Origin of the sequence: Saccharopolyspora hattusasensis (genome assembly GCF_050972075.1) — a bacterium.
In the GTDB taxonomy this organism is placed as follows: domain Bacteria; phylum Actinomycetota; class Actinomycetes; order Mycobacteriales; family Pseudonocardiaceae; genus Saccharopolyspora; species Saccharopolyspora hattusasensis.
Genome location: NZ_JBPCDC010000001.1, coordinates 593,444 through 619,996, shown reverse-complemented (window position 1 = coordinate 619,996; position 26,553 = coordinate 593,444). Strand labels below are relative to the sequence as shown.

Genomic DNA, 26,553 nt, shown 5'->3' with positions numbered 1-26,553 from the left:
ACCAGTCCTCCGGCCCCTCGCCAGCCAAGATCAAAAACTGCGGCTGGGTGCTAACCGCTCCTTATTTTTTGCCTTGTGCCACCAGCGCGGCGATCTGGCTGCGCGAGGTGAAGCCGAGCTTGGTGAGGATGTGTTCGACGTGGGTTTCGGCGGTGCGCTGCGAGATGACGAGCGTTTCCGCGATCTGCTTGTTGCTCATTCCCTGCGCCACGAGGTTGGCGACTTCCTGTTCGCGTTTCGTCAGTAGGTGTTCAGCCGTTTCCGCTCGGTCGGATTTCGTTCGTGCGGCGGGTTCTCCGAGTAGTTGGGTCGCTACCTGATCGAACGTCAGGTGGGTACCTTTCTTGAAGGCCCGGGCGTATCTCTCCTCGCCGAGGGATTGCCGCGCCTGCGCTTGCGTGCGGTCCTGGTACTCGGTGAGGAAAGGGAATTGTGAAAGTGGGCCGCTGCGGTCCCGGCGGAGGGTGTGGGCGGCTCCGGCCAGCTGGGCGGCTTGCTCACTCCGCTGCGTACTCGCCGCGATCCAGCTCATCGTCTCAAGGCAGTTGGCCGCGCAGGTCGTGTCGTCGAAGACGCGTTGCGCATCCATGCACTGGAGCTCAAAAGCTTCTGCCCGGTCCCAATCACCTTCGCGCCATGCCGCGAATCCGAGGCCCCACAGGGCCCAGGTCCGGCGCCAAGTCTCGCCGTGGTGCACGCACAGATCCAGCATCTTGTTCCAGTTGGCCATTGCGCGTTCGCCGTCGCTGAGGACCGAGTGACAGATGCCGAGGTTCAGCAGAGCAGAGGCGAGCCAGTCGAGCTCTTCGGTGTCCTGGTGCCGCGCCACGAATTCCTCAAGCAGCACAATAGCCTTGGAAAAGTCGTTTTCCTGCATGGCCGCGACTGCTTCGCACACCTGGTACAGAGTTGCGGACTGCTCCTGGCCAAAGTCCGCGGCCAGCTTCCGGCTTTCTTCAAGACTGCCCTTCGCCGTGGCCAGGTCGTTTTGCATCAGCGCGAGGTAGCTGGCGCTGGCGAGCGCGCGGATCCTCGGCACGCTGGGTTCGACATCGTTGTCCAGCAGGCGGGCGAACCAGCTTCGCCCCTCACTGGTGAGTCCACCGACCCGCCACAAGTCGCGGTAGGCGTCGGCCAGGCGCAGTCCTTGGTGGGATTCATCGGATACGGTGAGGCAGAAGTCAAGCGCAGCGCGGACGTTGGCGTCATTCAGACGTGCCTGCTGGACCAATTCCAGTTGGGCGGGACCGAACCACTGGCGCCGCGTTTCCTCCGCGATTTTCACGTACCAATCCCGATGCCGCTTCCGAAGCTCCTGCTCTTGCCCGGTCGTGTGCAGCACCTCGCGGCCATATTGCCGGATCGTTTCCAGCAACCGATAACAAACACCGGTTTCCCGCGCATCGCGGATGACGACGGACTTGTCCACCAACCCGGTCAGTGCTGTCAGTATCTCGCCGTGCGGCAATGCGGCATCCGCGCACACGGCTTCCACCGCAGCCACGTCACAACTCCCCGGAAAGATCGACATCCGAGCCCAGAGAGCTCGTTCGTGCTCGGTGCAAAGACCAAAACTCCAATCGATTGACGCTCGCAGGGTCTGGTGCCGCGGCAGCGCGGCCCGATTGCCCGAGATCAACACACGGAACCGGTCGTCGAGACGCCGCAGGAGCTCGTCAGGCGAGAGCACCCGCAGACTCGCCGCGGCAAGTTCGACGGCCAGCGGGATCCCATCCAGCCGCCGACACAGTCCTGCCACTGCTGGCCCGTTGCGGTCATCAACTTCGAAGTGCGGTACTGCTGCCGCCGCGCGGTCCTCGAAGAGCCGGATGGCCTCGAATCGACGCAGTTCCTGGACCGGACGCCGGGTGTCGCCGGGGGGCACATCGAGAGCCTGTACGGGCAGCACGCGCTCTCCCTGGATGCGCAACGGTTCGCGGCTGGTGCCGAGAATCCGCAGTCCAGGGCACCGGGTCAGCAGCGTCGCCACGAGTTCGGCACACGAATCCAACAGGTGTTCGAAGTTGTCCAGCACCAGCAGCACTCGGCGCTCCCGCAACCGGTCCGCCAGCGTGTCCGCGGTCCATGCCGTGAACGAGTCCCGAATCGCCATCGCCGTAGCGACGGTCTGAGGCAGCAGGCGTCCGTCGTCCAGGCTCGCAAGCTCCGTCCAGTAGACGCCGTCGGGAAACGAACGCCGCAATTCCCATGCGGCGCGCATGGCCAGCCGTGTCTTGCCCACCCCGCCCACACCGGTGAGGGTCAACATCCGGGAAGCCGACAACCCGCGCCTGATCTCGCTCAGCTCCGCGCGTCGCCCGACGAAAGAGGTCACTGCGACTGGTTGCAGGCCCTCTGCAGAGACGAGTGCCATGGATGCCCATCCACGCTGGTTTCGCTTGACGCAACAGTGTCTAAATGGTACCTGCGCCATGGAAGCGGCCCACAGCCGCACGTCGTAGGCGACGTTATTACGGCGTCCTGCTATGTCCCTCGTTGTGCTTGCTGCCGACGGCCCAGGCGGCGATCTGCGTGCGCGAGGTGGCGCCCAGCTTGATCAAGATGTGCTCAACGTGGGTTTCCGCGGTGCGCTGCGAGATCACCAGGCGGCTGGCGATGTCCTTGTTCGACAGCCCCTGCGCCACGAGCTCGGCGACCTCCCGCTCCCGCCGCGTCAGCACAGACCCACCCGCAGCGGGGACCTTGCCTGGGGGCGGGAGCGGAGCCTGTTCACGCAGCGCGTAGGCCACGGCCTGGTCAACGTCCAGCTGCTTGCCCTGCTGGTAGGCCGCCCACAGTGCCCTGGCCCGTTCCCGGCTCGCCCCGTCGGGCAGTGCCAGCACCCGGTCCAGCCAGTACCGGCCGTCGCGGACGAAACCGCAGGCCACCCAGTAGAACCACAGCACGCTGGCCAGCCGCAGCCCGGCCCGGCCCGGGCCTCGCCCGGCTGCGTGCAGCAGAAGTCGAGTGCCGCCCACAGGTTTGGGCCCTGCCCCTGGAACCGCTGCCACCACTGCCGCTGCCACCACTGCCGCTGCCGCACCCCCAGCCACTGCGCGTCGGCCTGTTCGGAACTGTCAGTAACCCCTGAGCGGCAAGCCGCTGCCGCCCGTACTGGCGGATGGTCTCCAGCATCCGGTACCGCGTCGTGGTGTCGTTCTCCGCGCGGCTCAGGATCGACTTGTCCACCAGGCCGAATATCGTGTCCAGGACGTCGCCCTCGGCGACGTCGGACCCGGCGCACACCTGTTCGGCGGCTTCGAGGTCGAACTCACCGGCGAACACCGACAGCCGCGCCCAAAGCATCTGCTCGTTGGGTGAGCACAGATCGAAGCTCCATTCTATCGCCGCCTGCAGCATCTGATGTCGCGGCAGCCCGCCCCGCGGCCCGGCGGTCAGCAGCTGGAACCGGTTCTCCAGACGTTGCAGGATCTGTTCCACGGACAGCCCCCGCAGCCGCCGTGCTGCCAGTGTCGATCGCCAGCGGCAGCCCATCCAACCGCTGGCACAGCCGCGCCACCGCCGGCTCGTTCTCGCGGTCCACCCGAAATCCCGGCAACGCGGCCGCACCACGCTCCGCGAACAGTGTCACCGCCTCGTACTGACCGACGCCGCCGCCCGACGTATCCAGCCGGGGAACTCCCAGCGGCGGCACGGGAAACACCTGTTCGCCGGGAACGTTCAAGGGCTCCCGGCTGGTAGCCAGCACCCGCACCCCGGGCGCCGCTGGCAACACCGCATTCACCATCTGCGCGGCCGCTGTCACCAGGTGCTCGCAGTTGTCCAGCACGATCAGCAACCGCTTCTCTGCCAGGAACTTCAGCAGCGCCGTCAGGGATATCGCGCCGACTGATCCGGCAGGTGCAACGTCGTCGCCACCGCGTGCACTAACATCCCCGGGCCCTGCACCTTGGCCAGTTCCACCAGCCACACCCCACCCGGGAAAGCGCGCTGCATTCCCGGGCCACATGCACGGCCAGCCGGGTCTTGCCCACCCCACTGCGCGAGCCTGGCTCGGGCTGCGTCGGGGTCCGTGAGTGTTTTTGGGTGCTATGGCACCCAAAAACACTCACGGGCCCTCAGCCAGGGCGTGTGCAAGGTTGACCTGTCCGGTTCAGGTAATCGGGTAGGGAGGTGGGTGGCAGGTTGGCCAGGTGGTGGACCGTTTCGATACCGGCGACTTTGCCGTTCGGGCCAGCGCCATATTCGGATGCCCTGCCGGGTCCCCCGAGCAGATCGGTTCGCATGTTTCCGTCCAGAACAAGGACCTTTCAGGCTGCGGGTCCTGGCACGTCCGTACCCGTCCACGATTTCCATTGAAATTGCGGAGGTTGTCCACAGGCATCGGCGTGTCGGGGTGCGACACGCCGACGGTCCGCAAGTTCCATTGAAATCGAAGGTTCGATTTCAATGGAACTTGCGGGTTCTCTCCGCCGAGGCGGACTCGATGAACGTCTTCGCACCGGCGGTCACCGCCAGCACCGCCATGGCCGGCAGGGCCGGCAGCGACGGCAACCCATACAGGATTCCCCGCCCACCGCGGGGATCGCCCACCGCCTCCAGAGCCCGCCAGAGTCCATCCACACGACCCCGCGAGGACTCGACTGTGAGGGTGGGCCGGTCAAGCACAACCCGAACCTGGGAAGCCAAGAACACAAGAGTGCGGCTCCTGGATAGACCGTCACGGCTTGGACAACCCGATGATCTCCCCACCGGAAACCGCGTCCTCGTCTCGCATCCCACCTGGACAGAAACCCGCCGCAGCCCTCAGATCGACCTTGCACACGCCCTGGGCCCTCAGCTTCCAAGCAGGGCGTTCCGGAGTTTCCGCATCGTGGGAAAACTTGTCGTATGCGACTTCGTATGCGAAGTTCACGGCACTGAAAACGGGTCCGCAGCCGGATCCGGCCGATTCGCCCGCCCAGGAGAGCTCCCATGACCAACTTCTCCCTGACCCGGCGCGGTTTCCTCCGCGCGACGGGACTCGCCGGCGCGGCGACCGTGCTCGCCGCCTGCGGCACGCCGGGTGGGACGTCCTCGTCCGGGGGCGGCCCGGCGGGCACCGAGATCACGATGTTCCACTGGGCCGGAGCCCAGGGGACGGTGCCCGAACAGGTCGGGAAGGCTTTCGCCGCATCGAGCGGGGTGACCGTCAAGTACATCGAGGGCACCAACGCCGACACGTTCCCGAAGCTCGTCTCGTCGGTTCAGATCAACGCCTCGAAACCGCTGGTCAACCTCGGTTTCTTCAATGCGCAGAGCTTTTCGCAGGGCAACGGCCAAAATCTGTGGCTGCCGGTGCCGGATTCGGTCACCGCGATCGATCAGGTCCTGCCGGAGTACCGAGTCCCCGACCGCCGGGGGGCCTACCTGGTGATGGACGCGATGGGGCTGGTCTACAGCAAGAAGGCATTCCCGACCCCACCGAAATCGTGGATGGACCTGTTCGCCGCCGCCAACCGCGGCAAGGTCACCACGTGGGACGCGCCGTCGTTCGGCGTGAACGCGTTACCGGTGATCGCGAAGCTCAACGGGGGCAGTGAATCGAACCTCCAGCCCGGGCTCGATGTCTTCGAGAACGCGGCGAAGGCGGGCCAGTTCCGCGGTTTCATCGCCTCTCTGGACGCCCTGCGCCAGCAGCTCAACTCCGGTGAGGTGGTGATCGCGCCCGGGTTCCAGGGCGTGGCCGAGCCGTGGATCCAGGCCGGGGACCCGATCGGCTTCGCCGTGCCGACCGAGGGTGTGATGGCGTTCCCGGAGGGTTTCCAGATTGTCAAAGGCTCCAGCGACGCCCAGGTCGACGCTACGGCGAAGCTCATGAACCAGATTTTCTCCCCCGAAAACGTCAGTGCTTACTGCAACGCGACGGGAACACTTCCGCTCGTCCAGGGCGCGAAGCTCGACGCGAAATACGCCGACCGGCCCAGTTTCCAGCTCTCGACCGTGGAAAACGCCATCCGCCTCGACTGGAATGCGCTCGTCGCCGCAATCCCGGCCGCGACCAAGGTGTGGAACGAGCAGGTCAAGGCCCATATCTGATGGCACATCCAGCAACCGGGTTCGCCGCCAGCTCCGTCGAGGCGCGTGGCGTGACCCGCCGCTTCGGCGAGCACACGGTGCTCGACGCGGTCGACCTCACGATCCCGTCCAGTAGCTTCTTCTGCCTGCTCGGGCCGTCGGGCTGCGGGAAGACAACGCTGCTGCGGATCATCGCCGGACTCGACCTGCCCGACTCGGGCACACTCCACATCGGAGGGTCGGACCACACCCGCACGCCGACGCATCGCCGGCCCACCAACCTGGTCTTCCAGAGCGGGGCACTGTTCCCGCATCTGAACGTGGCCGAGAACATCGCCTTCGGCCTTCGCACGCGGAAGACGCCGAAGGCCGAAATACGCCGCCGGGTCGGCGAGATGCTCGAGCTGGTCGCGATGGATGGGTATGAAAACCGTTCCCTGGCAACGCTTTCCGGCGGGCAACGGCAGCGCGTCGCGATCGCCCGCTCGCTGGTCCGCCGCCCGGACGTGCTGCTGCTCGACGAGCCACTGAGCGCACTGGATCTGAGCCTGCAGCTGCGGATGCGCCGCGAGCTGCGGACCTGGCAGCAGGAGACCGGCACGACGTTCGTCTGCGTGACGCACAACCAGGCCGAGGCGATGGAGCTGGGCGACCGGATCGCGGTGCTGAACGCGGGCCGGATCGAGCAGGCCGGCACCGGCCGCGAGCTGTACGAGTCGCCCCGCAGCCGGTTCGTCGCCGGCTTCATCGGCGAGAACAACATCTTCGACGCCGCCGACTCCGTTGACGGCATCGCCTTTCCGGACATCGACAACACCGGTGTGGAAGCTTTCGCCGTGCGCCCCGAAGATGTTCGCCTGGTCGGCATGAAAGAGGGCGGCGCCCGCGGCGAAGCTATCGTGCAGACCGCGAGCTTTACCGGCAAGTCGATACGCGTCGCGGTGACCACGAGCACGGGCCGCGAACTACTCGCGGAACTCGCCCCGTCGCACGGCGAGCTCTTTCCCGGGCAGCAGGTCGGCATTGCGTTCCCGGCCGAAGCGGTGCGGCGGCTGGGCTGGGTTCCCGGCCAGGTGCCCGCATGACGGCCACGCGCCGCAGGCTCGGCCTGCTCCTGCTGGCGCCCGGAACGGCGTATCTCGTCCTCGCCTTCGTATCTCTCGCGCTACTGCTCGTCTCCTACAGCGTCCGCACCGAGCAGAAGTCGACCCTCTTCGCGCCCTTCGATCTCGCCACCTGGCGGGCCGCGCTCGGTGACGGATACCTGTGGTCGACGGTCGGCACAACGCTCCGGTTCGGCCTGCTCGTGACCGTCCTTTGTGTCCTGATCGGCTATCCGCTGGCGTGGTGCGTGCGCGGGCTGCGCCGACCGTGGCAGGTCGGGGCGATGCTGTTCTTGATCTTCTCGCCGATCCTGGTCAGCGTCGTCGTCCGCAGCTACGGGTGGGCGATGCTGCTGCGCCCCGGCGGGCCGCTGGGCGGTGTCCTTGGCGGCTGGCTATACCACGAACCGGGGGTGGTCCTCGCGCTGGTGCACGTCGAGCTGCCGTTCGCGTTCTTCCCGATCCTGGCCGCCGTGCGCGCGCTCCCCGCTGAACTGAGCGAGGCCGCGGCCGACCTGGGCGCGCGGCGCGCCCGGCGGTTCTGGCAGGTGCAGCTGCCGCTCACCACGCCAGGCCTGCTCAGTGGTGCGCAGCTGACGTTCACGCTGACGATCAGCGCGTTCGCCACACCCGCGCTGCTCGGTGGCGGGCGTGTGACCGTGCTAGCGCAGAGCATCTACTCCGACATCCAGCAGCTGCAGTGGCCGCACGCGGCGGTGCAGGCCGTGGTCCTTCTCGTGCTCACCCTGGCCGTCCTCGCGATCTTCGGGCTCGTGGGCCGGCTGGCCGGACCGAGGAGGCCGTTGTGAACCGTTTGCTGCGCACAGTTTTCCTTACCCTGGTCGGACTTTTCATCGTCGCGCCGCTCATCGTCATCCTCGTCGCGTCGGTGAGCACGGACGAGGTGCTCAGTGGCCTGCCGTCCGGGTTCACCACCCGCTGGCTCAGCGATGCCCTTGCCAACGACCAGTTCCAGGTAGGTTTCGCATATTCGATCCGCGTCGCCGCCATCGCCACCGCCTGGGCCGTCGTGCTGGGCACGAGTGCCGCCTACGCGATCCACCGGTTCGATGTGCCGGGGAAATCCTTGCTGCGTGCGGTTTTCATCGCCCCGCTGAGTCTGCCGCGCGTCGTGGCCGGCTTCTGCTTCTTCGTGCTGTACGCGTCGCTGGTCCCGGCGGCATACGGGACTGTCGGAGGGGTCGCGTTCGCGCATGTCCTGCTCCTGCTTCCGTTCGTGGTGTCGCTGGTCGGCGCGGGCCTGGCCAACCTCGACCCCGAGCTGGAGGAGGCCGCACGCGATCTGGGCGCCACGCCGTGGCAGGCGTTCCTGCGCGTGACCCTGCCACGGATCCGCGTGTCGATGATCATCGCCGCCGTGTTCGGGTTCCTCACGTCATTCGACGAGGTGGACCTGTCGGTATTCCTGATGCCCGCGGATACCACGACGCTGCCGGTCGCGATCTTCCTCCGCCTGCAGCAGAACCAGGATCCGGTCACGTCGGCCGTGTCGAGCCTGATGATCGTCGGGTCGCTCGCGCTCACCGGGCTCGTCGCCCTCGCCGCGCGCCGCGCCGGGCTGTTCGCGACCCGGAAGGAGCGCATGTGAGTTACCGATTGGGCGTCGACGTGGGCGGCACGTTCACCGATGTCGTGCTCGCCGACGCCGTCACCGGCGAACTGGTCACCGACAAGGTTCCCTCCGATGCCGAGCAGCCCGCCCGTGCGGTCCTGCACGGAGTCCGCCGGGTGCTGGACCGCACGGGCATCTCGCCGGAGCAGATCGAGTACTTCTCCCACGGCCAGACCTTCGCGCTCAACACCGTTCTGCAGCGGTCGGGGGCTCGGGTCGGTCTGCTCGTGACTCGCGGGTTCCCGGATCTACTCAGCATCGGCCGCCTTCGCCTGGATGATCCGATCGACCTGTTCACCGCCGAGCGCACCCCGCTCGTCGCCGAGGCCGATGTCCGTGAGATCAGCGAACGGGTGACCGTCGGTGGCGTGGTGGTGCGGGCGCTGGACCCGGACGAGGTGCGCCGTGCGGTGCGGGAACTGGTCGCGAGCGGGGTCGAGGCCGTGGCGGTCGCGTTCTTGCATGCCCACCTGCATCCCGAACACGAGCGCGCGGCCGCATCGGCGATCGCCGAGGAGTTCCCGAAGCTGCCGGTCGCGTGCTCGGCCCAGTTGTGGCCCGAAGAAAAGGAGTACGAACGCGCCACGGTCGCGGTGCTCGCCGCGCATGTCGGCGGCGCGCTGGGTGCTTACCTCGCCCACCTGGCGGGAGCGCTCCGCGAACTGGGCCTGTCGTGCCCGTTGCACATCACCAAGTCGAACGGCGGGGTGGCCGCGGTCGACGAGCGCCCAGGCGAAAACCTGCTCGCCGCAGTGGAAACGCTGTTGTCCGGCCCCGCATCCGGTGTCGCGGGTGCGATCCGGCTGGCCGCGGCCGCCGGGGTACACCGGATGATCACGATGGACATGGGCGGGACGAGCGTGGACTGCGCGGTGGTCGACGGCGCGATCCCGTACTCGACGCAGAGCCGGATCGGCGAGTTCCCGTTGATCCTCCCGTCGGTCGAGGTGAGCTCGATCGGTGCAGGTGGCAGCTCGGTCATCCGGGTCGATCCGGCCGGGGTGCTCAAGGTCGGCCCGCGCAGTGCGGGCGCGTGGCCCGGTCCCGCGTGCTATGGCCGCGGTGGTACCGAACCCACGCTGACCGACGCGTACGTCGTGTGCGGCTATCTCGATCCGGAGGACTTCGCGGCCGGCACCGTGCCGATCGACGTGGCGGCGGCGCGCGCCGCGCTGGAACCCGTCGCGAACCGGCTCGGACTGGGCCTGGAGGAGACCGCCGAGTCGGCGGTATCCGTTGCCACGGCGATGATGCACGCCCAACTCGTCCCGCTGTGCGCCCAGCGCGGTATCGACACCGCGGACCTGGTCCTGGTCGCCTACGGCGGGGCGGGGCCGGTCCAGGCCGCGCTCCTCGCGCGGGCGCTACACACAGCCGAGGTGCTCATCCCCGCCTCGCCCGGCACGCTGTGCGCGCTGGGAGCCCTCTCCACCGAACTGCGCGCCGATCTGGTCGCACCGATCGGCTGGCGCGTCGCCGACGAAGTGCTCGCCAGGACCTGGGACGAGCTGACCGCCAAGGCGCGCGCCTGGTACCTCGCGCAGGAGTACACGCTGCATCCCGACGTCCAGCTCACCCGCTGGGCCGACGTCCAGCTCGACGGCCAGTCCTTCACCCTGCCGGTCGCGCTCGCCGACGGCGTGCCCGCGACCGTCGCCGCGCTGCGCGAAGCCTTCGCCGCGGACTACCGGCGGGCCTACGCCGTGGATCCGGGCGACGCCGGAATCGACGTGCGGACCCTGCGGATCACCCTGGCCGCCGCGGGGAACCTGCCCCTCGCGCGGCGGCAGACCGCGGAGCCGCCGCAGGTGCGACCGCACCTCGTCGTCGAGAACGGACGTGCCGTGAAAGGGGAGGTACACCGGCGGCCCGGCATAGCCGCAGGCACGGAAATCCAGGGCCCCGCCGTCATTTCCGCACCCGACACCACGGTGTTCGTCCCGTCCGGGTTCCGGGCGACGGTGGACGGGTTGGGCAACCTGAGGCTGCGAGGAGAAGCCAATGCGTAGTTCCCCGGTCCGGCTCGAAATCCTGGCGCACCGGTTCTCCGCGGTGGTGGAGGAGATGGCGGAGACGATCCGCCGCACGAGCTTCAGCACGTTCGTCAAGCAGACCGCCGATTTCGGCACCTGCCTGGTGACTCCCGAAGGCGAGCTTTTCGCGGCGCCCCGGCGGATTTCGGGAAACACCATGATCGGCGTGCCCGCGGGTGCCGCGATCCGTTCGCTCGGCGAGTACCGGCCCGGCGATGTCGGGATCAGCAACGATCCGGACGCGACCGGTGGACTGGTCACGCATCTGCCCGACCTGTGGACCTGGTGCCCGCTCTACGCCGGCGACGAGCTCATCGCGTTCGCGCTGAGTTTCGTGCATTCATCGGACATCGGCGGCAGCGTGCCGAGCTCGATCGACTGGGGCCTGACCGACCAGCACCAGGAGGGTCTGCTCATCCCGCCGGTGCGGCTGATCGACGACGGCCGCCGCAACGACGCGCTGTTCGCCCTGATCGCCCGCAATTCCCGGGTTCCGCGGGAGAACATCGGCGATATCGAGGCCCAGATCGCCGCGTTGCGCACGGCCCAGCGGCGAATCGGGGAGATCCACGAAACCTTTGGTGCGCAGGCGATGAAAGACGCCGTCGCCGATCTGCTGGACACCGCCGAAAGCCGAGCGGGGGACATGCTCGGCGAACTCGCCGACGGGACCTACGAGTTCGTCGACTATCTCGAAGGCGCGGCAAGTGTGCCGCCGACCCGGCTGCGGCTGGCGCTCACGATTTCCGGCCGCACAGCGCATCTGTCGTTCGAAGGGACGTCGCCGCAGGTCGTCGAAGCGATCAACCTGCATACCGGGGGCGAGCCGGGACACTACATGCTGGCCTTCGCGCTGGTGAACTGGTTCTACTCCCAGGACAAGTCGGTGCCGTACAACTCCGGCCTGGTCCGTCCGCTGACCGCGACGCTGCCGCCGGGTTCGGTGGTCAACCCGCATGCCGGGGCGACCTGCGGGGTCCGCGCGGCGGTGTTCTTCCGGATCATGGACTGCGTCCTCGGATGTCTCGCCCAGGCCGCGCCGGACGCGGCGATGGCCGCCGGTGCCGGAGCCGTCGCCATCGCGGCGATCTCGCATCGCGACCCGGTCACCGGGCGTCGGCACGTGTCGGTCGGGCAGCCGCTGACCGGCGGTTCGGGCGGGCGCCCGGGGCTGCCAGGGCTGCGCGGTACCAGCTACATGGGCGGCTGGCTGCGCAACGTGCCCAACGAGGTGCTCGAAGCCGAGGTGCCCGTGCTCGTCGAGCAGTACCGCTACCGCCGGAATTCCGGCGGCGCGGGTGCGTTTCCGGGCGGGGACGGGCTGATCGTGGAGCTGCGCAGCCTGGACGACAACGTGACCTTCGCGGTGCGGGGGCTGGAAAGGCTGGTCTACCAGCCCTGGGGCGTACGCGGCGGGGGGCCGGGGCAGCGGGGCCGCGCGACCCTGAACCCTGGCACGCCGGACGAACGCGACCTGGGCCGGGTTCGCACGATCACCCTGAACCGGGGAGACGTGCTGCGGGTCGAGACTCCGGGCGGAGGAGGGCTCGGCGAACGGCCGCCCGGCGAAGGCCTGTTCACGCTCGGCGAAGCCAGGGAAACCCACGACCGCCGCTGGCCAGGCGCCAGCCAGCGTGCGCTGATCGACGCCGTACTCGGCCGTGTTCCGCCGGCACGCCAGGCCACTACCTACCGGACGCTGTACCTGGAGGCGGAGCGGCGCGCCGCGGACGGTGCGGTGACCGAAGAGATCGTGCACGCGGTACTGGAGGGAGCGTTGTGACCGCCTTGCGTTTCGGCTTGATGACCCACGAATCGGCACCGTGGCCCGAACTCGCCGAGCGCTGGCGAGGCTTCGAGGCCGCGGGGTGGGACGCGTTGTGGGCGGGCGATCACCTGTGGAGCGGCGGCGATACGGCGAAACCCCGGTTCGAGGCATGGCTGCTGGCCGCCGGGATCGCGAACGCGACCTCGACCGCGGCCGTCGGCACGCTGGTGAGCGCCATCGGCCTGCGGAACCCGTCCGTGCTGGCGAAACAGGCCGTGACGCTGGACCATATGTCCGGCGGGCGTGCGGTAGCCGGGATCGGCCTGGGCGGTAACCCGAAGGACCTCGCCGCCGCCGGGCTCGACCCGTGGCCGGCGGCCGAACGAGGGCCACGCCTGGCCGAGTACTGCGCGGTCGTGCGCGCGATGCTCGACGGCGGTGCGGTCGAGGTCGGAGGGACCTATTACCGGGCCCGGGGTTTCTCCGCGCCCGGGCCGGTCGCGGACCGGATTTCGCTGCTGATCGCCGCACACCTGCCCGCGTCGATCAAGGTGGCAGCGCGCTACGCGGATGTCTGGAGCACCTACGGAACCCTGTTCAGCCAACTAGCCCGAGGCATCTCGCTGACGCCAGACGAGAGCCTTGCCGCGACCGCGCGGCGTTCGCGGTTGCTCGACGCCGAATGCGAGCTCCTCGGCCGCGATCCGGCTTCGGTGCGCCGGTCGTTCATGCTCGCGTTCACCCAGGACACGCCCTGGCTGTCGGTGCAGCACTTCCGCGACACGATCGGCCGCTACGCGGAGCTCGGGATCACCGAGTTCATGTTCCCGTTTCCCTTACAGGGCAAGCATGATCTGGAGGTCTTTGCCGAGGTCGTGGAGTCCGTACTGCCTCGGCTGCGGAAGGGGGAGCGGCCGTGAACGACGACCTGATCGCGCTGCGACGGAGCCTGCACGCCGCTCCCGAGGTCGGGTTGCACCTGCCCCGGACCCAGCAGAAAGTGCTGGACGCGCTCGACGGCCTTCCGCTGAAGATCACCACGGGGATCCGGTGCACGTCGGTGACCGCGGTCCTGGAAGGCGCCCGGCCGGGGCCGGCAGTGCTGTTGCGGGGCGACATGGACGCCCTGCCAGTTCGCGAGGACACCGGGCTCGACTTCGCCGCCACGGGCGCCGCCATGCATGCGTGCGGGCACGATCTGCACACCGCGGCTCTCGTCGGCGCCGCCCGGTTGCTGTCCGCGGAGCGCGAAGTGTTGGCGGGCAAGGTCGTGTTCATGTTCCAGCCCGGCGAGGAAGGCCACGGCGGCGCCCAGCTGATGCTCGACGAAGGCCTGCTCGACGTGGCCGGCGCCAGGCCCGACTTCGCCTACGCGCTGCACGTCCTCGCCGACCGGCCGCGTGGACTGGTGCTGTGCCGTCCCGGGCCGGTCATGGCCGCATACTCGGTACTGGAGGTGACCGTCGAGGGCCGCGGCGGGCACGGCGGTCGCCCGCACGAGGCCCATGACCCGGTCCCAGCGCTGGCCGAGATCGTGACCGCGCTGTACACGTATGTCGCCCGCCGGTTCGATTCCTTCGACCCCGTGGTGCTCACCGTCGGCGAGATGCATGCCGGATCGGCGCCGAATGTGATACCCGACAACGGTTTCCTGAAAGCCGGGGTGCGCACGTTCTCCGAACCGGCGACCGCCCGGATCGCGGCCGAGCTGCCCGCGGTGGCGGGCTCGGTGGCCGCCGCGCACGGGCTCACCGCCCGCACCAGCGTCCGTCCGGTAATGGCGCCGACCGTGAACGACCCCGTCGCGGCGGCCGTGTTCGCCGACACCGCGATCCGGCTGTTCGGTCCCGGCCGGTACCGCGACCTCGAGCATCCGCGCGCCGGCTCGGAGGATTTCTCCCTGGTACTGCGGGAAATCCCGGGTGCATACGGATACCTGGGCGCGGCGGAGCCCGGTGCGACCGCGGGCAACCACTCGCCCCGCGCCCGGTTCGACGACAGCGTCCTGCCCGATGCCGCGGCGCTGCTGGCCGGTCTGGCCCGTCATCACCTGAACCCCGCGAGGAAGGCCAAGTCATGACCGAACGATGTACCCGCGGCGCCGACGTGATCGTCGACGCGCTGATCCGCAGTGGCGTGACCACAGTGTTCGGCGTGCCGGGTGATACCGGGGTTGTGCTCTACGACGCGTTCTACCACCGGTCGGGCGAGATCGAGCACGTCCTGGCCCGCGACGAGCGGCACGCCGCGTACATGGCCGACGCGTATGCCCGTGTCACCAACCGGGTCGGCGTCGTCGAGGTGTCCAGCGGCGGGGGCGCGACCTACGCGGTCGGCGGGCTGGGAGACGCGTTCGCCTCGGGCCTGCCGGTGCTCGTGATTAGCTCGGACATCCACGCCGCGAGCCGTGGCAGCGGGGCGCTCACCGAAATCGACCAGCGCGGGCTCTTTTCGGCCGTCACCAAGGCACAGCTCGTTGTCGAACGAGCCGACGAGCTACCCGCGGCGATCGAGGAGGCATTGACGACCGCGATCACTGGCCGTCCGGCGCCGGTCGTGCTGATCGTGCCCGAAAATGTGCTGGACGAGCACACGTCCGCGACCGCACGAACCAGTGTGATCGCCGCCCCGGCCCGGCGGGAGCACGCCGACGAAGCCGCCGTCGAGATCGCCGCGCGGGCGCTGGCGGGAGCACGGCACCCGGTGCTCGTCGCGGGCGGCGGCGTGCACATTTCGGGCGCCTACCAGGAATTGCGCGAGCTGGCCGAAACACTCGGCGCGGGTATCGCGACCACGATCCACGGCGTCGGCGCCGTAGGCACCGGCGATCCGTGGCGGCTCGGGATCGTGGGCAACAACTCGGGCCAGCCTGGCACCAACGCCCACATCGCCGCTGCCGACGTCGTGCTGCTCGTGGGTACCCGGGCCAACGCGACGGACACCAACAGCTGGACGGCCCCGGCACGATACGGTCAGACGGTGATCCAGATCGACATCGACAAGGCCAGGGCGGGCCGTAACTTCCCCGGCTCGCTCCCGCTCGTCGGAGACTGCCGCACGGTTCTGGCTCAGCTACGCCGAGCCGTGACACCGCTGGAGCCCGGACAGCGGGCGCGGCGGCTGGAGGCGGTGGCGTCGGCCCGCGCGAACGCCACCCCGTCGACTGCCTCCGCCGAGTACGCGCCCGGGTTGCTCTATCCACGCGCCGTGGTGGAAACGGTACGAGGCCTGCTGGGCGAAGGCACGACGGTCGTCGCCGACCCGGGCACGCCGACCCCGAACGTCGCCGCCTTCTGGACTCAGCCGCGACCTGGCCGCGGGGTCGTGATTCCACGCGGGCACGGGCCGATGGGTTACGCGATCCCGGCGGCGATCGGCATCGCGAAGGCCCGGCCGGGGCGCCCGGTCGTCGCCGTGACCGCAGACGGAAGCTTTGCGATGGCGTGCGGTGAGCTGGAGACCGCGGCCAGGTTCGCGCTGCCGATCCTGTTCGTGCAGCTGACCAACCACAGCATGGGCTGGATCAAGATGCTGCAGCACCTCTACACGGGCGGCCGGTACTTCGGCGTGGACCCCGGCCCGACCGACGCGGTGATGGTGGCCGCCGCCAACGGGATCGACGGCGCCGCCGTGACTTCGATCGAGGAGCTCGAAAAGCTCGCCGGAGAGTTCGCCGCGAACCCGCGGCCCTGCTATGCCGACGTCGTGGTGCCGCACCTCATCGAGTACACCCCGCCGGTTCCGGCGTGGGACGCGGGCCTGGCCGGTCACGGCGAACGGCCGGTGTACTGATCTCATGCCGACCAGCGCTCCTGTCCCCGGAGGCCGCGCCCGGCTTTCCGAAGAGGTTTACCGCAGGCTTCGGGCCGACATCATCGACGGCGTGATCCTGGCCGGCTCCCCGCTCGTGGAGGACGAGATCGCCGAGCGGCTCGGCGTATCCCGGACCCCCGTGCGGGAGAGCATCCAGCGGCTCGCGGCCGACGGCCTCGCTGAATCGCGGCGCCGCCGGTGGGTCGTGCGCGCCTACTCCGCCGAGGAGGTCGTGGAGATCTACGGCGTACGGGCGGCGCTCGAGTCGCACGCCGCCCGGCTTGCCGCGCTGAACGCGAGCGATGCGCAGCGCGCGGAGATCGAGGCACAGCGGGAGCTGATGACCACCGAGGACGCCTCCGTGCTCGCGGAACGGGCCAAGACGAACGACATCTTTCATGATCTGATCACCGCCGCGTCCGGCAACAGCCGGCTGTTGAAGGACCTTCGCGAACAGCGGCTGTTTCACTTCAACGCGCGCGTCGCCTCCGTCTACACCGCGGAGGATCTGAACCGCTCTTCGCGCCAGCACGGCGCGCTCATCGATGCCGTGGTCGGTGCCAGGCCGGCCGAGGCGGCTGAAGTCGCGCTGGAGCACGTCGAGTTCTCAATGCAGCTCGTGCTGCGCAAGCTGTACTGAGCGCCGGGCCCGCTTGCCGGCTTTTGTGGACAGTGGATCGCGGTCGCCGGGTGTTCTCGGTGACGGAGTTGGAGGATGTCCGCCGCAGGCGTGGATCGGTACCGCCTGTTGTGGGCGTGGTGTTGTATGCGCGGGTGTCCTCGCAGCGCCAGTGCCGCGAGGGTGCTCTTGTCCGGCAGCGCGTGAGAGGTGAGGTGAGGGGTGAGGCGGTGGCACGAGGAAAGCTTCGGCTGATCGCTGTGCCGGTCACCGCGGCCGCGCCATCCAGGGGCGCGTGTCCGCGATCGTCTCCGGGTGTCGGCTGTCGATGAGTAGGTGCTGACTCTGGTGGGACAGCACCTTGGTTCTCTGCCCCAGCTCACCAGGGCAATCCGCGCTATCGTGAGCGCTATTGGGTGCTATGGCACCCAAAAACACTCACGGGTTTGCGAAGGTGGCCATCGGCACCCAGGCAACATCAGCACCAAAGATTGCCCGGTCTTCTTTTTGATGTCCGCCCGCAGATCCTTTTTGGAGACCTTGCCGACGTTCGTCAGCGGCAAGGTCTCGACGACCTCGACTCGCTCGGGCATGGCGACGATCGCGGCGTTGCGCACGTCGGGGTGACGTACGAGCAATTCCTCGACCTCATCGGAATGGATCTTCTCTGCACCGCGGTTGATGGCGTCTTTGATCCGGCCGTCGATCGCGTAGTACGCGCGCCCATCCAGCACGTGCCAGGTGACCAGGTCGCCAGTGCGGTAGAACCGTCCGAGGTGAATGTTGACGCGTTGTGTTCGGGCGCCCGGTAGTAGCCGGTGATGGTGTACGGGCCACGGCACGCGAGCTCGCCCGGTGTGGGCTTTTTCCGGTCGGGTCCAGGCCTGCGGCGTGGTGGTCGCCCGTGCCGACGTCCAGGTCGAGGAACACGCCATGTGTGCTGGTCATACACCAGGTACTTCGCGTTGTGCGAGAGCTGGTCACCGGTCGGGCGTCGGAGGCTGTCACGGAGAGGAATCTCTCGTTTACGCCACCAGGGAGACAGTAGTCCGGGCGGGCAGGTGGTGCCTGACGTTCGGGTAAGGCCGGGTAAGGGGTTTGGGGACTGGGTGTGGTGGGGCTCATACTGCGCTGGAAATGGTTTTGCGAGTGAGGGGTGGAGCGGCATGAACGAGGTCGCGGAGCGGGCGCGCACCTGGTTGCACGACACCTATGGGCAGCGTGTGGCGCTGAGGGATGAGGAGGCGATCCTCTCGACGGAGCGGGTGGCGTTCTTCGGTTGCCGCTATGTGGAGTCTGATGAGCCGATGTTGGCGGCGACGATCTGCGTGCCGCGGGACGGGGCGGATCCGTTTCCCGCGTCTAATGCCGGCCCGCTGGATGAGGCTCTCAATGTGTCACGGCCCGAGCCGGGGGCGTGGCGTTGGCGGGTCAACGCGCGTAACTGTGTGATCGCGACCGATGCCGCGGTGAATTGCCGGCCTGCCTCGGCGCTGCCGTGGGATCCGGCTGGCGAGACGCCGGGCTGGTGGGATCGGATGCTGGCGGCGTATTTCCCCGATGCCGAGGTGTTGATCTGCTCGACGTGGGCGGATGCGAGCAGGGCCATTGTGGACGGGGGCGTGGGGACTCGGGCCGTGGTGTGGTTGCGTCGTCAGCTCGGTGGGCGTGAACTGGCCGGTCACCTGCTGTATGCGGACTACGCGGATGACGCTGTGGTCTTTCTCGACGGTCTACGTGGGACTGTCGCCGAGCAGAACGACTCCGAGGTGGCTGAGCTTGTGGTGGCGCGTTTCCGCCGCCGGCAAGATGAGTCGGTCGGCGGGCTGCTGCCGTCGGAGGCCGCGGCGGACGAATTCGCCGGGGCTGTCGAGAAGGCGCAGGCGTGGCTGGCGTACCGCTATGACGGCGAGGTGGAGCTAGTCGGTCCTGATCCGGCCGATGAGACCGAGCGTGGCTGGTTGTTCGCCTGTACCACCCGGAGTTTCCAGCGTAGTGGCGACTGGCGTGACCAGATGCTGGATGCTGCTGTGGTGGTCCCGAAAGCGGCCGGTGAAGAGCCGTTCGGTTTGCCCAACCGTGATCCGTGGACGTGGCTGGATGACTGGAACGCCGGGAAGCCGGGGTTGATGCCGCCGCCGGAGCCCGCGCAGGCTGCGTGGTTCGGTCCTATGGTGGCTCAGCTTGGACCTGTGGCCGGTAGCAGCGTTCATGAGCATTGGTTCGGGGTTCTGGAGGAGATCGCTTCTTTTCCCGCGCGAACCCAGGCACTGGTGTGGCTGCGGAGGAGGGATCCCCGGGGTCGGGAGAGCGTCGGGCATCTGTTGGTGGCCGTGAACGAGACCGAGGGTGTTCAGCTGTTTGACCCGATGGACGGGCGTGCTCAGCCGCTCATCGAAACCGCATCGTTCGAGTTCCGTGTCATGCGCTTTGGCTCGTGAGTACGGATACGTGCTGCAGGTCCCCTTTTTCGCTCGCGAGCGTATCCGTTGAGAGTGACATCTTCATGAATATGAGTGGCGGGGGTGAACCTTGCTGCTTGAAGGAGCCGTGTGTTCGTTGTGAGAGACGTGTTGTGGTTCGGGTGCCGGGCGGCTGAGGCCGCCCGGCTAACGGGCTTTGACGCGTCACCGCGCCGGCAGGTCACGGGGCTGGTTCCCAGCGGGGCGGAAGGGCTGGTTCCCGCATACATCGTTGCTGCCTTGGGTTGGGGCGGCGTTGGGGTGGGGTGGGTGTGATGTTTTCGTCGATCATGGTGCCGGAGGGGGTGCGGCGGCTTTTTCAGGTGTTGACCGGTGAGGATATGACGGATGCGGATGAGGGTGCGTTGTTCGCGGTGGCGGACGTGTTGGAGTCCGGTGCGGCGGGGCTGGGCGAGGTGCGGGCGTTGGTGGCGGAGCTGGTGGGGAAGGTGCGGACGGAGTTTTCGGGGAAAGCGGCGGACCGGTTTGCGGACGGGTTGGGGATTTTTGATGGATTGTTGTCCTCGGGCCAGGCGGGGTTACTGGATTTAGCGGCGTTCGTGCGGAAGACGTCGCAGCAGGTGCGGTATCTGAAGCTGGTGACGATTTATGGTTTGCAATTGCTGGCGGTGGAGATGGCGTGGGCGATGTATTTTGCGGGGGCGACCGCTGGCGCGACGCTGGCGTGGCTGGCGGCGCGGATGGCGGTGATGCGGTTTTTGTTGACGAGCTGGTGGAGGCAGTTGTTCATGCGGTTGGCGATGATGGCGGCTGGTGGTGTGGTCTTCAACGTGGTGCCGGATCTGCAGGCCCAGGTGCAGATGCTGGGTGAGAAATCGGCTGAGAAGTGGGATGGGACGCTGACCGAGCAGGCGGCGGGGATGGGGGCGTTCTCGGCGTTGGTGGCGCTGCCGATGTCGGCGGTGGGCGGTCTGGTCAGCAACGCGTTGACGAAGGTGCTGGTGAAGGGACTGGGCGATGACGTGGACGCGGCGATCCTGGAGGCGGCGGCGAAGAAAGCGGTGGCCGAGCACGCGGAGTTGTATCCGGTGTCGGCGATGGCGAAGTTCGCGGACGCGGTGGGCAAGAGTCTGGATGACTATGCGGGGATGTCGGTGGGGGCGATGTGGCTGGCGCGGTTCGGGCATAGCGTGGGGGAGGCGTTGGAGAACGCGTTGTCGGAGTTTTTCGGGGAGGCGGGATATTTGGCGGCCACGGGCCAGGAGGTGACCTGGAACCCGTTTAGTTTGACGGCGGGTTTGTTCGAGACGGTGTTCAGCGGTGTGGGCAACCTGGCGGGTTTGGCGTTGCGGGGCAAGCTGCACCCGGAAGGCCCGAGCCCATACCTCGAGAGCACCGGCGGGGGCGGGGACGGCAGCGACGATGGTGGCGGGTCCGGTGGGGAAAAGGCCCCGCTGCCGGGGGCAGGGTCCGGGTCGCAGACAGGGGATATCCCTGGCACCCCAGACAAGGACGACAGCACGTTCATCCCATCCGATGCCTCCGATTCCTCGGATGCGTCGCAATCGGATCGCTGGGCCGGCTCGGATTCCGGGGCCGGCTCGGATTCCTCGAGTGTGTCTGATGTGGACTCTGTGTTCTCGGATACCAGGTCGGTGGATTCGGCTGCGGTGTCGGTGCCTTCTGATGATGACCTGGTGGTGCCCGGTTCCGCTGTGGTGTCTGCCGTTGTTGTGGGCGGCACAGACGGTAAGGACGGCACGGACGGTAAGCGGGGTGCTGATGGCGGTGTGACAGGCGGGACCCCGGCTCGTGATGTTCCGGTGGTGCCCGGTTCCGGGCAGCACCGGCCGGGCACACCACCACCCGCGTATTCCGGTGGGGTACCGGGTGTTGGTCCGGACCGGCCGGGCACACCACCACCGCCGTACAGTCCGGATCCCGGTGGCGATCAGGCCGTGCCCGGGAAGCGGCCGCTGGAGGTGTCTGCCTCGAAGACACCGGACTCCCCGACGGTGACCCCACATGCTTCCGATGTGCCCGCGGATGCCGCGCGCCCGGAGACTGTCAGGCCCGGGTCTGTCGTGGGCCCCGAGGGTGGTGTGCCTGCGGATGCCGCGCGCCCGGAGACTGTCAGGCCCGGGTCTGTCGTGGGCCCCGAGGGTGGTGTGCCTGCGGATGCCGCGCGTCCGGAGACTGTCGGGTCCGGGTCTGTCGTGGGCCCCGATAGTGTGCCTGGGGATCCCTCGCGCCCGGAGGTTGTCGGGTCCGGGTTTGCTGCGGATTCCGGTCGTGGTGTGGCCGGGGGGCATCCGGGGGCGTCGGGTGGGGTGACCGGCCGCGATGGGGATCCCGGTGTGGACTCGGTTGCGGGGCGTGGGGATTCGCATCGCCAGGACGGGGCGGTGGTGTTGCCGGATTCGGTGACGTTGCCGGGGGAGGGGTCGCTGGCGGCGCCGTCTCTGCATCGGGATCCGGCGGTGCTGCTGGCGGGCTTGCCGGCGGACACGGTGAGGGTGCCGGTGCCCGCGGAGGTGGTTGCTGGTGGCAGGTTGGCGGATTTCATGCCGGACGGTGTCGCGGATTTCCCGGGCGGGCCTGTGCTGCTGGTGTCGTCCCCCAGCGATCCGAACGCGGGTGTGGTGGTGACGCGGGACCAGGGGTTGGCACTGGCGCGGGATTTGGGCCGCAACGTTGTCGCGATGATGCCGGGACAGGCCGGGCGCGAGCCGCGGTTCATGGTGTTCCCCGCGGATGGTTCTCGTCCCAAGCCGCTGGCCGGGCCTGGTGCTGCGGTGCTGGCCGGGGGGCGCGGGGGCGTGGCCGGTCTGGCGGATGCCTCGGCAACGGTCCCGGCCTCCGGTGACAAGACGGTGGCCCGGGGTGAGGCACCGGCTACCGGGACGGGGTCTGTCCAGGAGAGGTCGGTGGCTGGGGAGGTACAGCCCGCGGCGACCACGCCCGGTGCTGGGGCGGGCACGGTGCGGGATACCAGTCGGATACCGGTGGGGCAGTGGACGCAGGAGGAACTGAACCACGCGATCGACCAGGCGCAGAAGCTGGACCTGTCCAGCGACGAAAAGGAGACGGCGGGGCAGATTGTGTGGCTCGCGCATGACGTCGCGGGGTTGGCTCGTGGGGATGCTGTCGTGCCGCTGGAGGATGTGGTGGCGCTGGTCGCCGCCAAGCGCCGCGAGCTCGGCGATGACCACCAGGATCACCAGGTGGTGGAGTTTTCCCAGGCACTGGCGGACAGGCTGCGTACGCGGCGCAGCAAACCGGTCATCCACGCCGGAGCCGGTCCGGCAGAACACACCGCGGGCGGCGGTCCGTCGGGATCTTCGTCGGATGCCGTACCGCCCAATGCGGAGGGACACCCCCCGGCCCAGGTGACCAAGCAGACGCGCAAGCGAGGCCGGATCGAGACGGATGAGGAAAGGACGGAAAGGAAGAAAAGGAAGATTGCACGTGACAAACAGCTAAGGATCGAAGCTAGGCAGAATCGGCATGCGAGGATTGCGGAGTTGGAGGGGATGCCAAGGCCGCTGCCTAATGCTGAACACAAGGAGCTCGAGGCGATTAGGGAGGAGGATAAGCGACAGCGTGCCGTGAACGTGGAACGCCATCGTAGGTGGAGGAAGAAGCAGGTAGCGGGACGGTCCGGGGAGTCTTCTGCGGCGGCCGAGCTGAGTGCGTTGATCACTAACGCGGACGCTGGGCTGAAGAGGATGCGCGATGAGGGGCGAGAAGTTCGCGTAGGCGGGGTGGATGTAGGCGTAGACGGTCTGATCGATGCAGTGAAGCAGAAGCAGCAGCAGTCGGGCATGGGAGCTCATGGGGTCCGTGACGGTCTCCCGGATGTGATGGCGTATCACATGCTGAGTAAGCCGACGGAGGACGTCAGGGAGTTTGATCGAAAACTACAGAAGTTGGACTGGGGTGAACGATACGAGTGGGCCGCGACGCAGTTGGATAAGTGGGCCAGGATCGTGGGTCGTGATGCTGTAAACCGGTTGTTGGCTAATGCGGACGGGATTTTGGGGCCGCTGAGGAGGTCAAATCGGTTCCGGACTGTGCTGGCGCAGTGGTTGGGTGAGCATCCGGGTGACCGGCACGGGGCTCAGAACCTGCGAGTGGAAATGGTCGCTTACCTGGCCAGGAATCCTGACCTTGGCATGGCGGTGAGTGGTTTAACTCGCGTCGCGTTCAAGAACGCGAAAGCGGAAGAGGCGCGTTGGCAGGCAGATCGTGCTGCGAATCCGGCGGAGGCTGCTGCCCCGACGGTGCGCGGGGTCGATGATGATCCAGCGCTGCGCGTTATTTCTAAGGTTAGTTCGATACAGCGCGAATTCGAGGATGCCGCTCAGGCGTTGCGACAGTTGGCCCGCGCCGAAGGTCAAGATGCCGTGAACCGTTTGTATGGTCCGGTGGAGAAGGTCTTGGGGCCTCTTAAGGAGTCGAAGTCCTTCCGGGATGTGATGGCACACGAGTTGCTGAAGAAACGGCGGGATGATCAGCAGTTGCAGCGGTTGATGACGGACCCGCAGAGTGATCAGCAGTTGCAGGAGTTGCGGTTTAAACTGGTCCGTTACCTGGCTGGTGACCTGAGCGGCGGAGCGGAACCGGATACGGATACGGATGCGGCCGACAACTTGCTTTCCGCCGGGATGGGGCCGTTGTCTGAACGATCTAAACTCGTTCAGATTAATAACCGCCGCCTGACGATTGGTGGGGCGCTGAGTGGGTTGCAGGACGATGGGGCTCTCAGTGGGGTGCTGCGAGATGCGGCACTTGAGGACCTGCGTCGCGGGAAATACACCCGCGACACTTTGGGGGAGCGGTTCTACAGATCTCGGCACTGGGGCGCCACCGTTTTTGCGATCCGCGATTTGCAAGATGCGGTGGGGTCTCTGCGACAGGTTTTGGAGGAGGCGGAGGCAAACTCTGACCTGCGGAAGGGATATGAACGCAAGATCGAGGGGTGGTTGGATATAAGGGAATTCGATCACGCCGTGATCCGCGGCCGGGCAAGGGAAGCCGAAGATGCCGTTCGGTTGCTGCGAGAGAACGCGAACCGGGAATCGCCGAGGGAAGAAGGCGGCACGTTCGAGCGGCTGCACGTTCTGCCCGGTCAAAATCGTGATGTGGCCAGTGAGGTCGACTCCCGGCACTTCGGGGGAATACAGGTTGGTGATCATCGATTGCGGGCGCAGCCGGAGTCTATCGAGGATGTGTCGGGAAATGCGGCGACCGGTGACGCCGAGAGCGTCTTCGGCGGGAGAGCACAGCTCGAAAGGGATCGGCTGCTGGCGCGGCTTCATGACTTGAGGGGAGACGAGGATCCGTGGGAGCCGCAAGGCTCCGGTGGATTGCCGGAGGATCAGGGGCGCGTTGCGGGATCGTCTGGTGGGGAAGACGCTTCGTCTGCTGGTGGGCGGGCTGTTGTTACCGCGACTGTTGACCCTGGCACTGTGGCGTTGAAGGAACTGGGGGAATTGAGGAAGGCGGCCACATCGCGGTTGAATAACCTGACTGATGAAGACGAGGTCCGTTTCTTGGAGGACGCGTCTAAGAAGTTGGGGTTGCCCCTGAATTCTAATCCGGAATTCGTGATCGTGATGGCCGATTACTTGAGCACGTTGTCTCCTGATTTGCCACCGAGTGAACGCGAGAAGTCTGTCGACGCGTTTCGGGGAAAGCTGGCCGAAATTTCGGCAGCGATAACGGCTGGCAGTACGGTCGCGAATCCGGAGCAGGATGGGGGCATGCCGACGCCGGTCGCTGACGATGCGCGGGCGGAGACCGATGAGGACATGCAGTCGGAGTTCGCTGAGGATAACAACGATCGCGACTTCGGTGAGCAACGGCCAGAGTCGATGGAGCGGGTTCCTTCGTCTGTGTCTGGGCAGGTGTTGGGTTCGGGTGTTGAGGAGATTCCGGCGGGGATTATGGTGTCGCCGTCGGATTTGAGGGAGGATCTCGTTGATGTAGCGCGTGGTTTGCCGACCAAGCAGACGGGCAAGCGAGGACGCCCGCCCGAGACGGCTAAGGAAAGGAAGAAAACGCGGAATTTACGTTCCAACCAGCGTCGGGCCGACAGGACGGCGGCGCAGCGTGCGAAGATTGCGGAGTTGGAGGAGTCGCTGGAGGCGCTTAAGGCTGAACAGGCTTCGTTGGAGGAGTCGCTGGAGCTGCTTAAGGCTGAACAGGCTTCGTTGGAGGAGCCGCCGGGGTGGGCGGATGCGGCGGATGCGGATTTGCGGACGCAGCGGGAGAAGCGGCTGGAGGAGCTGCAGCAGAGTATCGCGTCAATGCAGCAGCTGAAGGAGCTGCAGCAGCAGCGTATCGCGCCGATGCAGAAGGAGTACAACGAGCATACGGAGGAGGCTAAGCGATTGCGCGCGTTGGACGCGAAACGCAGTCGTAAGTGGAGGGAGAAGCAGGGTAGGTCGCAGGCTGCGCGGTCGGGCCCGGGGCGGTCCGGGGAGTCTTCTGCGGCGGACAAGCTGAGTGCGTTGATCGCTGAAGCGAACGCTGGGCTGGAGAGCATGCGCGGGCAGGGGCTACCAGTAGACCAACTGATGGATGCAGTGAAGCCGCGCATGGAAGCTTTTGAGGGCCATAACGGTCTCCGGGATGTGATGGCGTATCACATGCTGAAAAATCCGGGGAATCAAGTGGACCCCCGAGAGTTCGAGCGAAAACTACATGGGTTGAAGGCGGTGCGGGACTGGGATGAATGGTACGAGCGGGACGCGACGCGGTTGGATAAGTGGGCCGGGATCGTGGGTCGTGATGCTGTGGACAGGTTGTTGGCCGATGCGGACGGGGTCTTGGGGCCGCTAAGTGTGTCGTTGCGGTTCCGGACTGTGCTGGCGAAGTGGTTGGGTGAGCATCCGGGTGACCGTCGTGGTGCTCAGGCGGTGCGGGGGATAATGGCCGGTTACCTGGACGGCGACCCTGACCTTGGCGTGGCGGTCAGCGGTTTGACTCGCGACGAGTTCGAGACGGCGAAAGCGGAAGAGGCGCGTTGGCAGGAAGATCGTGCTGCGAACCCGGCGGAGGCTGATGCCCCGATGGTGCGCGGGGTCGCTGATGATCCAGCGTTGGACGTTATTTCCCGGATTAGCTCGATACAGCATA

The 26,553-nt window shown here is 67.3% G+C and carries 18 protein-coding genes and 1 pseudogene (1 of these 19 running past the window's edge); 12 read left to right on the top strand and 7 right to left on the bottom strand.

What is annotated here, in order from left to right; all coding sequences use genetic code 11:
* Positions 1–61: 61 nt before the first annotated feature.
* From ACRXBZ_RS02930 to ACRXBZ_RS02910, 6 genes and pseudogenes are all read right to left on the bottom strand, one after another.
* On the bottom strand, positions 62–2,374 hold the full coding sequence (locus ACRXBZ_RS02930) for a LuxR C-terminal-related transcriptional regulator (RefSeq protein ID WP_433883788.1): 2,313 nt from the start codon (positions 2,372–2,374) through the stop codon (positions 62–64).
* Between the two features lie 97 nt (positions 2,375–2,471).
* Positions 2,472–2,978, bottom strand: a complete 507-nt coding sequence (locus ACRXBZ_RS02925; RefSeq protein ID WP_490885419.1) for a response regulator transcription factor — start codon at positions 2,976–2,978, stop codon at positions 2,472–2,474.
* Between the two features lie 175 nt (positions 2,979–3,153).
* Positions 3,154–3,306: pseudogene (locus ACRXBZ_RS42135) on the bottom strand (hypothetical protein); the annotation flags it as partial.
* Positions 3,272–3,799 (bottom strand): hypothetical protein, encoded by a 528-nt coding sequence (locus ACRXBZ_RS02920; RefSeq protein WP_433877651.1) that lies wholly within the window; start codon positions 3,797–3,799, stop codon positions 3,272–3,274. The gene ACRXBZ_RS02920 and the pseudogene ACRXBZ_RS42135, both read right to left, overlap by 35 nt.
* 32 nt (positions 3,800–3,831) lie before the next feature.
* Positions 3,832–3,957, bottom strand: a complete 126-nt coding sequence (locus ACRXBZ_RS02915) for a hypothetical protein (RefSeq protein ID WP_433877650.1) — start codon at positions 3,955–3,957, stop codon at positions 3,832–3,834.
* A gap of 450 nt (positions 3,958–4,407) precedes the next feature.
* The gene (locus ACRXBZ_RS02910; RefSeq protein ID WP_433877649.1) at positions 4,408–4,629 is read right to left on the bottom strand and encodes a hypothetical protein; all 222 of its coding nucleotides are present in this window, start codon (positions 4,627–4,629) and stop codon (positions 4,408–4,410) included.
* Between the two features lie 306 nt (positions 4,630–4,935).
* On the opposite strand from ACRXBZ_RS02910, the gene ACRXBZ_RS02905 reads away from it, so the two are divergent.
* The 10 genes from ACRXBZ_RS02905 to ACRXBZ_RS02860 are packed head-to-tail and all read left to right on the top strand — an operon-like array spanning position 4,936 to position 17,008.
* Positions 4,936–6,039, top strand: a complete 1,104-nt coding sequence (locus ACRXBZ_RS02905; RefSeq protein ID WP_433877648.1) for an ABC transporter substrate-binding protein — start codon at positions 4,936–4,938, stop codon at positions 6,037–6,039.
* Positions 6,039–7,103: an ABC transporter ATP-binding protein gene (locus ACRXBZ_RS02900; RefSeq protein WP_433877647.1), complete on the top strand. Its 1,065-nt coding sequence runs from the start codon at positions 6,039–6,041 to the stop codon at positions 7,101–7,103. Before ACRXBZ_RS02905 ends, ACRXBZ_RS02900 begins: the two co-directional genes overlap by 1 nt.
* Positions 7,100–7,930, top strand: a complete 831-nt coding sequence (locus ACRXBZ_RS02895) for an ABC transporter permease (RefSeq protein ID WP_433877646.1) — start codon at positions 7,100–7,102, stop codon at positions 7,928–7,930. The genes ACRXBZ_RS02900 and ACRXBZ_RS02895 overlap by 4 nt, the downstream gene beginning before the upstream one ends.
* Positions 7,927–8,730 carry an ABC transporter permease gene (locus ACRXBZ_RS02890; RefSeq protein WP_433877645.1) on the top strand — a complete coding sequence of 268 codons (804 nt, stop codon included), beginning with the start codon at positions 7,927–7,929 and terminating at the stop codon, positions 8,728–8,730. The genes ACRXBZ_RS02895 and ACRXBZ_RS02890 overlap by 4 nt, the downstream gene beginning before the upstream one ends.
* A complete protein-coding gene (locus tag ACRXBZ_RS02885; RefSeq protein WP_433877644.1) occupies positions 8,727–10,763 on the top strand; it encodes a hydantoinase/oxoprolinase family protein in 2,037 nt (678 codons plus the stop codon). Before ACRXBZ_RS02890 ends, ACRXBZ_RS02885 begins: the two co-directional genes overlap by 4 nt.
* Positions 10,756–12,570, top strand: coding sequence for a hydantoinase B/oxoprolinase family protein (locus tag ACRXBZ_RS02880; RefSeq protein ID WP_433877643.1), 1,815 nt, complete (start codon positions 10,756–10,758; stop codon positions 12,568–12,570). Before ACRXBZ_RS02885 ends, ACRXBZ_RS02880 begins: the two co-directional genes overlap by 8 nt.
* A complete protein-coding gene (locus ACRXBZ_RS02875) occupies positions 12,567–13,475 on the top strand; it encodes an LLM class flavin-dependent oxidoreductase (RefSeq protein ID WP_433877642.1) in 909 nt (302 codons plus the stop codon). The genes ACRXBZ_RS02880 and ACRXBZ_RS02875 overlap by 4 nt, the downstream gene beginning before the upstream one ends.
* Positions 13,472–14,635: a M20 metallopeptidase family protein gene (locus tag ACRXBZ_RS02870; RefSeq protein WP_433877641.1), complete on the top strand. Its 1,164-nt coding sequence runs from the start codon at positions 13,472–13,474 to the stop codon at positions 14,633–14,635. The genes ACRXBZ_RS02875 and ACRXBZ_RS02870 overlap by 4 nt, the downstream gene beginning before the upstream one ends.
* Positions 14,632–16,347, top strand: coding sequence for a thiamine pyrophosphate-binding protein (locus ACRXBZ_RS02865; RefSeq protein WP_433877640.1), 1,716 nt, complete (start codon positions 14,632–14,634; stop codon positions 16,345–16,347). Before ACRXBZ_RS02870 ends, ACRXBZ_RS02865 begins: the two co-directional genes overlap by 4 nt.
* Positions 16,348–16,351: 4 nt before the next feature.
* Positions 16,352–17,008 carry a GntR family transcriptional regulator gene (locus tag ACRXBZ_RS02860; RefSeq protein ID WP_433877639.1) on the top strand — a complete coding sequence of 219 codons (657 nt, stop codon included), beginning with the start codon at positions 16,352–16,354 and terminating at the stop codon, positions 17,006–17,008.
* Between the two features lie 398 nt (positions 17,009–17,406).
* On the opposite strand, the gene ACRXBZ_RS02855 is transcribed toward ACRXBZ_RS02860, so the two are convergent.
* A complete protein-coding gene (locus ACRXBZ_RS02855; protein ID WP_433877638.1) occupies positions 17,407–17,721 on the bottom strand; it encodes a hypothetical protein in 315 nt (104 codons plus the stop codon).
* Between the two features lie 432 nt (positions 17,722–18,153).
* Between ACRXBZ_RS02855 and ACRXBZ_RS02850 the strand changes: the two genes are divergently transcribed.
* Both ACRXBZ_RS02850 and ACRXBZ_RS02845 read left to right on the top strand, forming a co-directional pair.
* Positions 18,154–19,428, top strand: coding sequence for a YrhB domain-containing protein (locus tag ACRXBZ_RS02850; protein WP_433877637.1), 1,275 nt, complete (start codon positions 18,154–18,156; stop codon positions 19,426–19,428).
* Positions 19,429–19,724: 296 nt separating this feature from the next.
* Positions 19,725–26,553, top strand: the 5' portion of a protein-coding gene (locus ACRXBZ_RS02845; RefSeq protein WP_433877636.1) for a DUF8616 domain-containing protein. The gene runs 25,661 nt beyond the window's last position; the window shows 6,829 of its 32,490 coding nt (coding positions 1–6,829); the start codon lies at positions 19,725–19,727; the stop codon falls past the right edge of the window.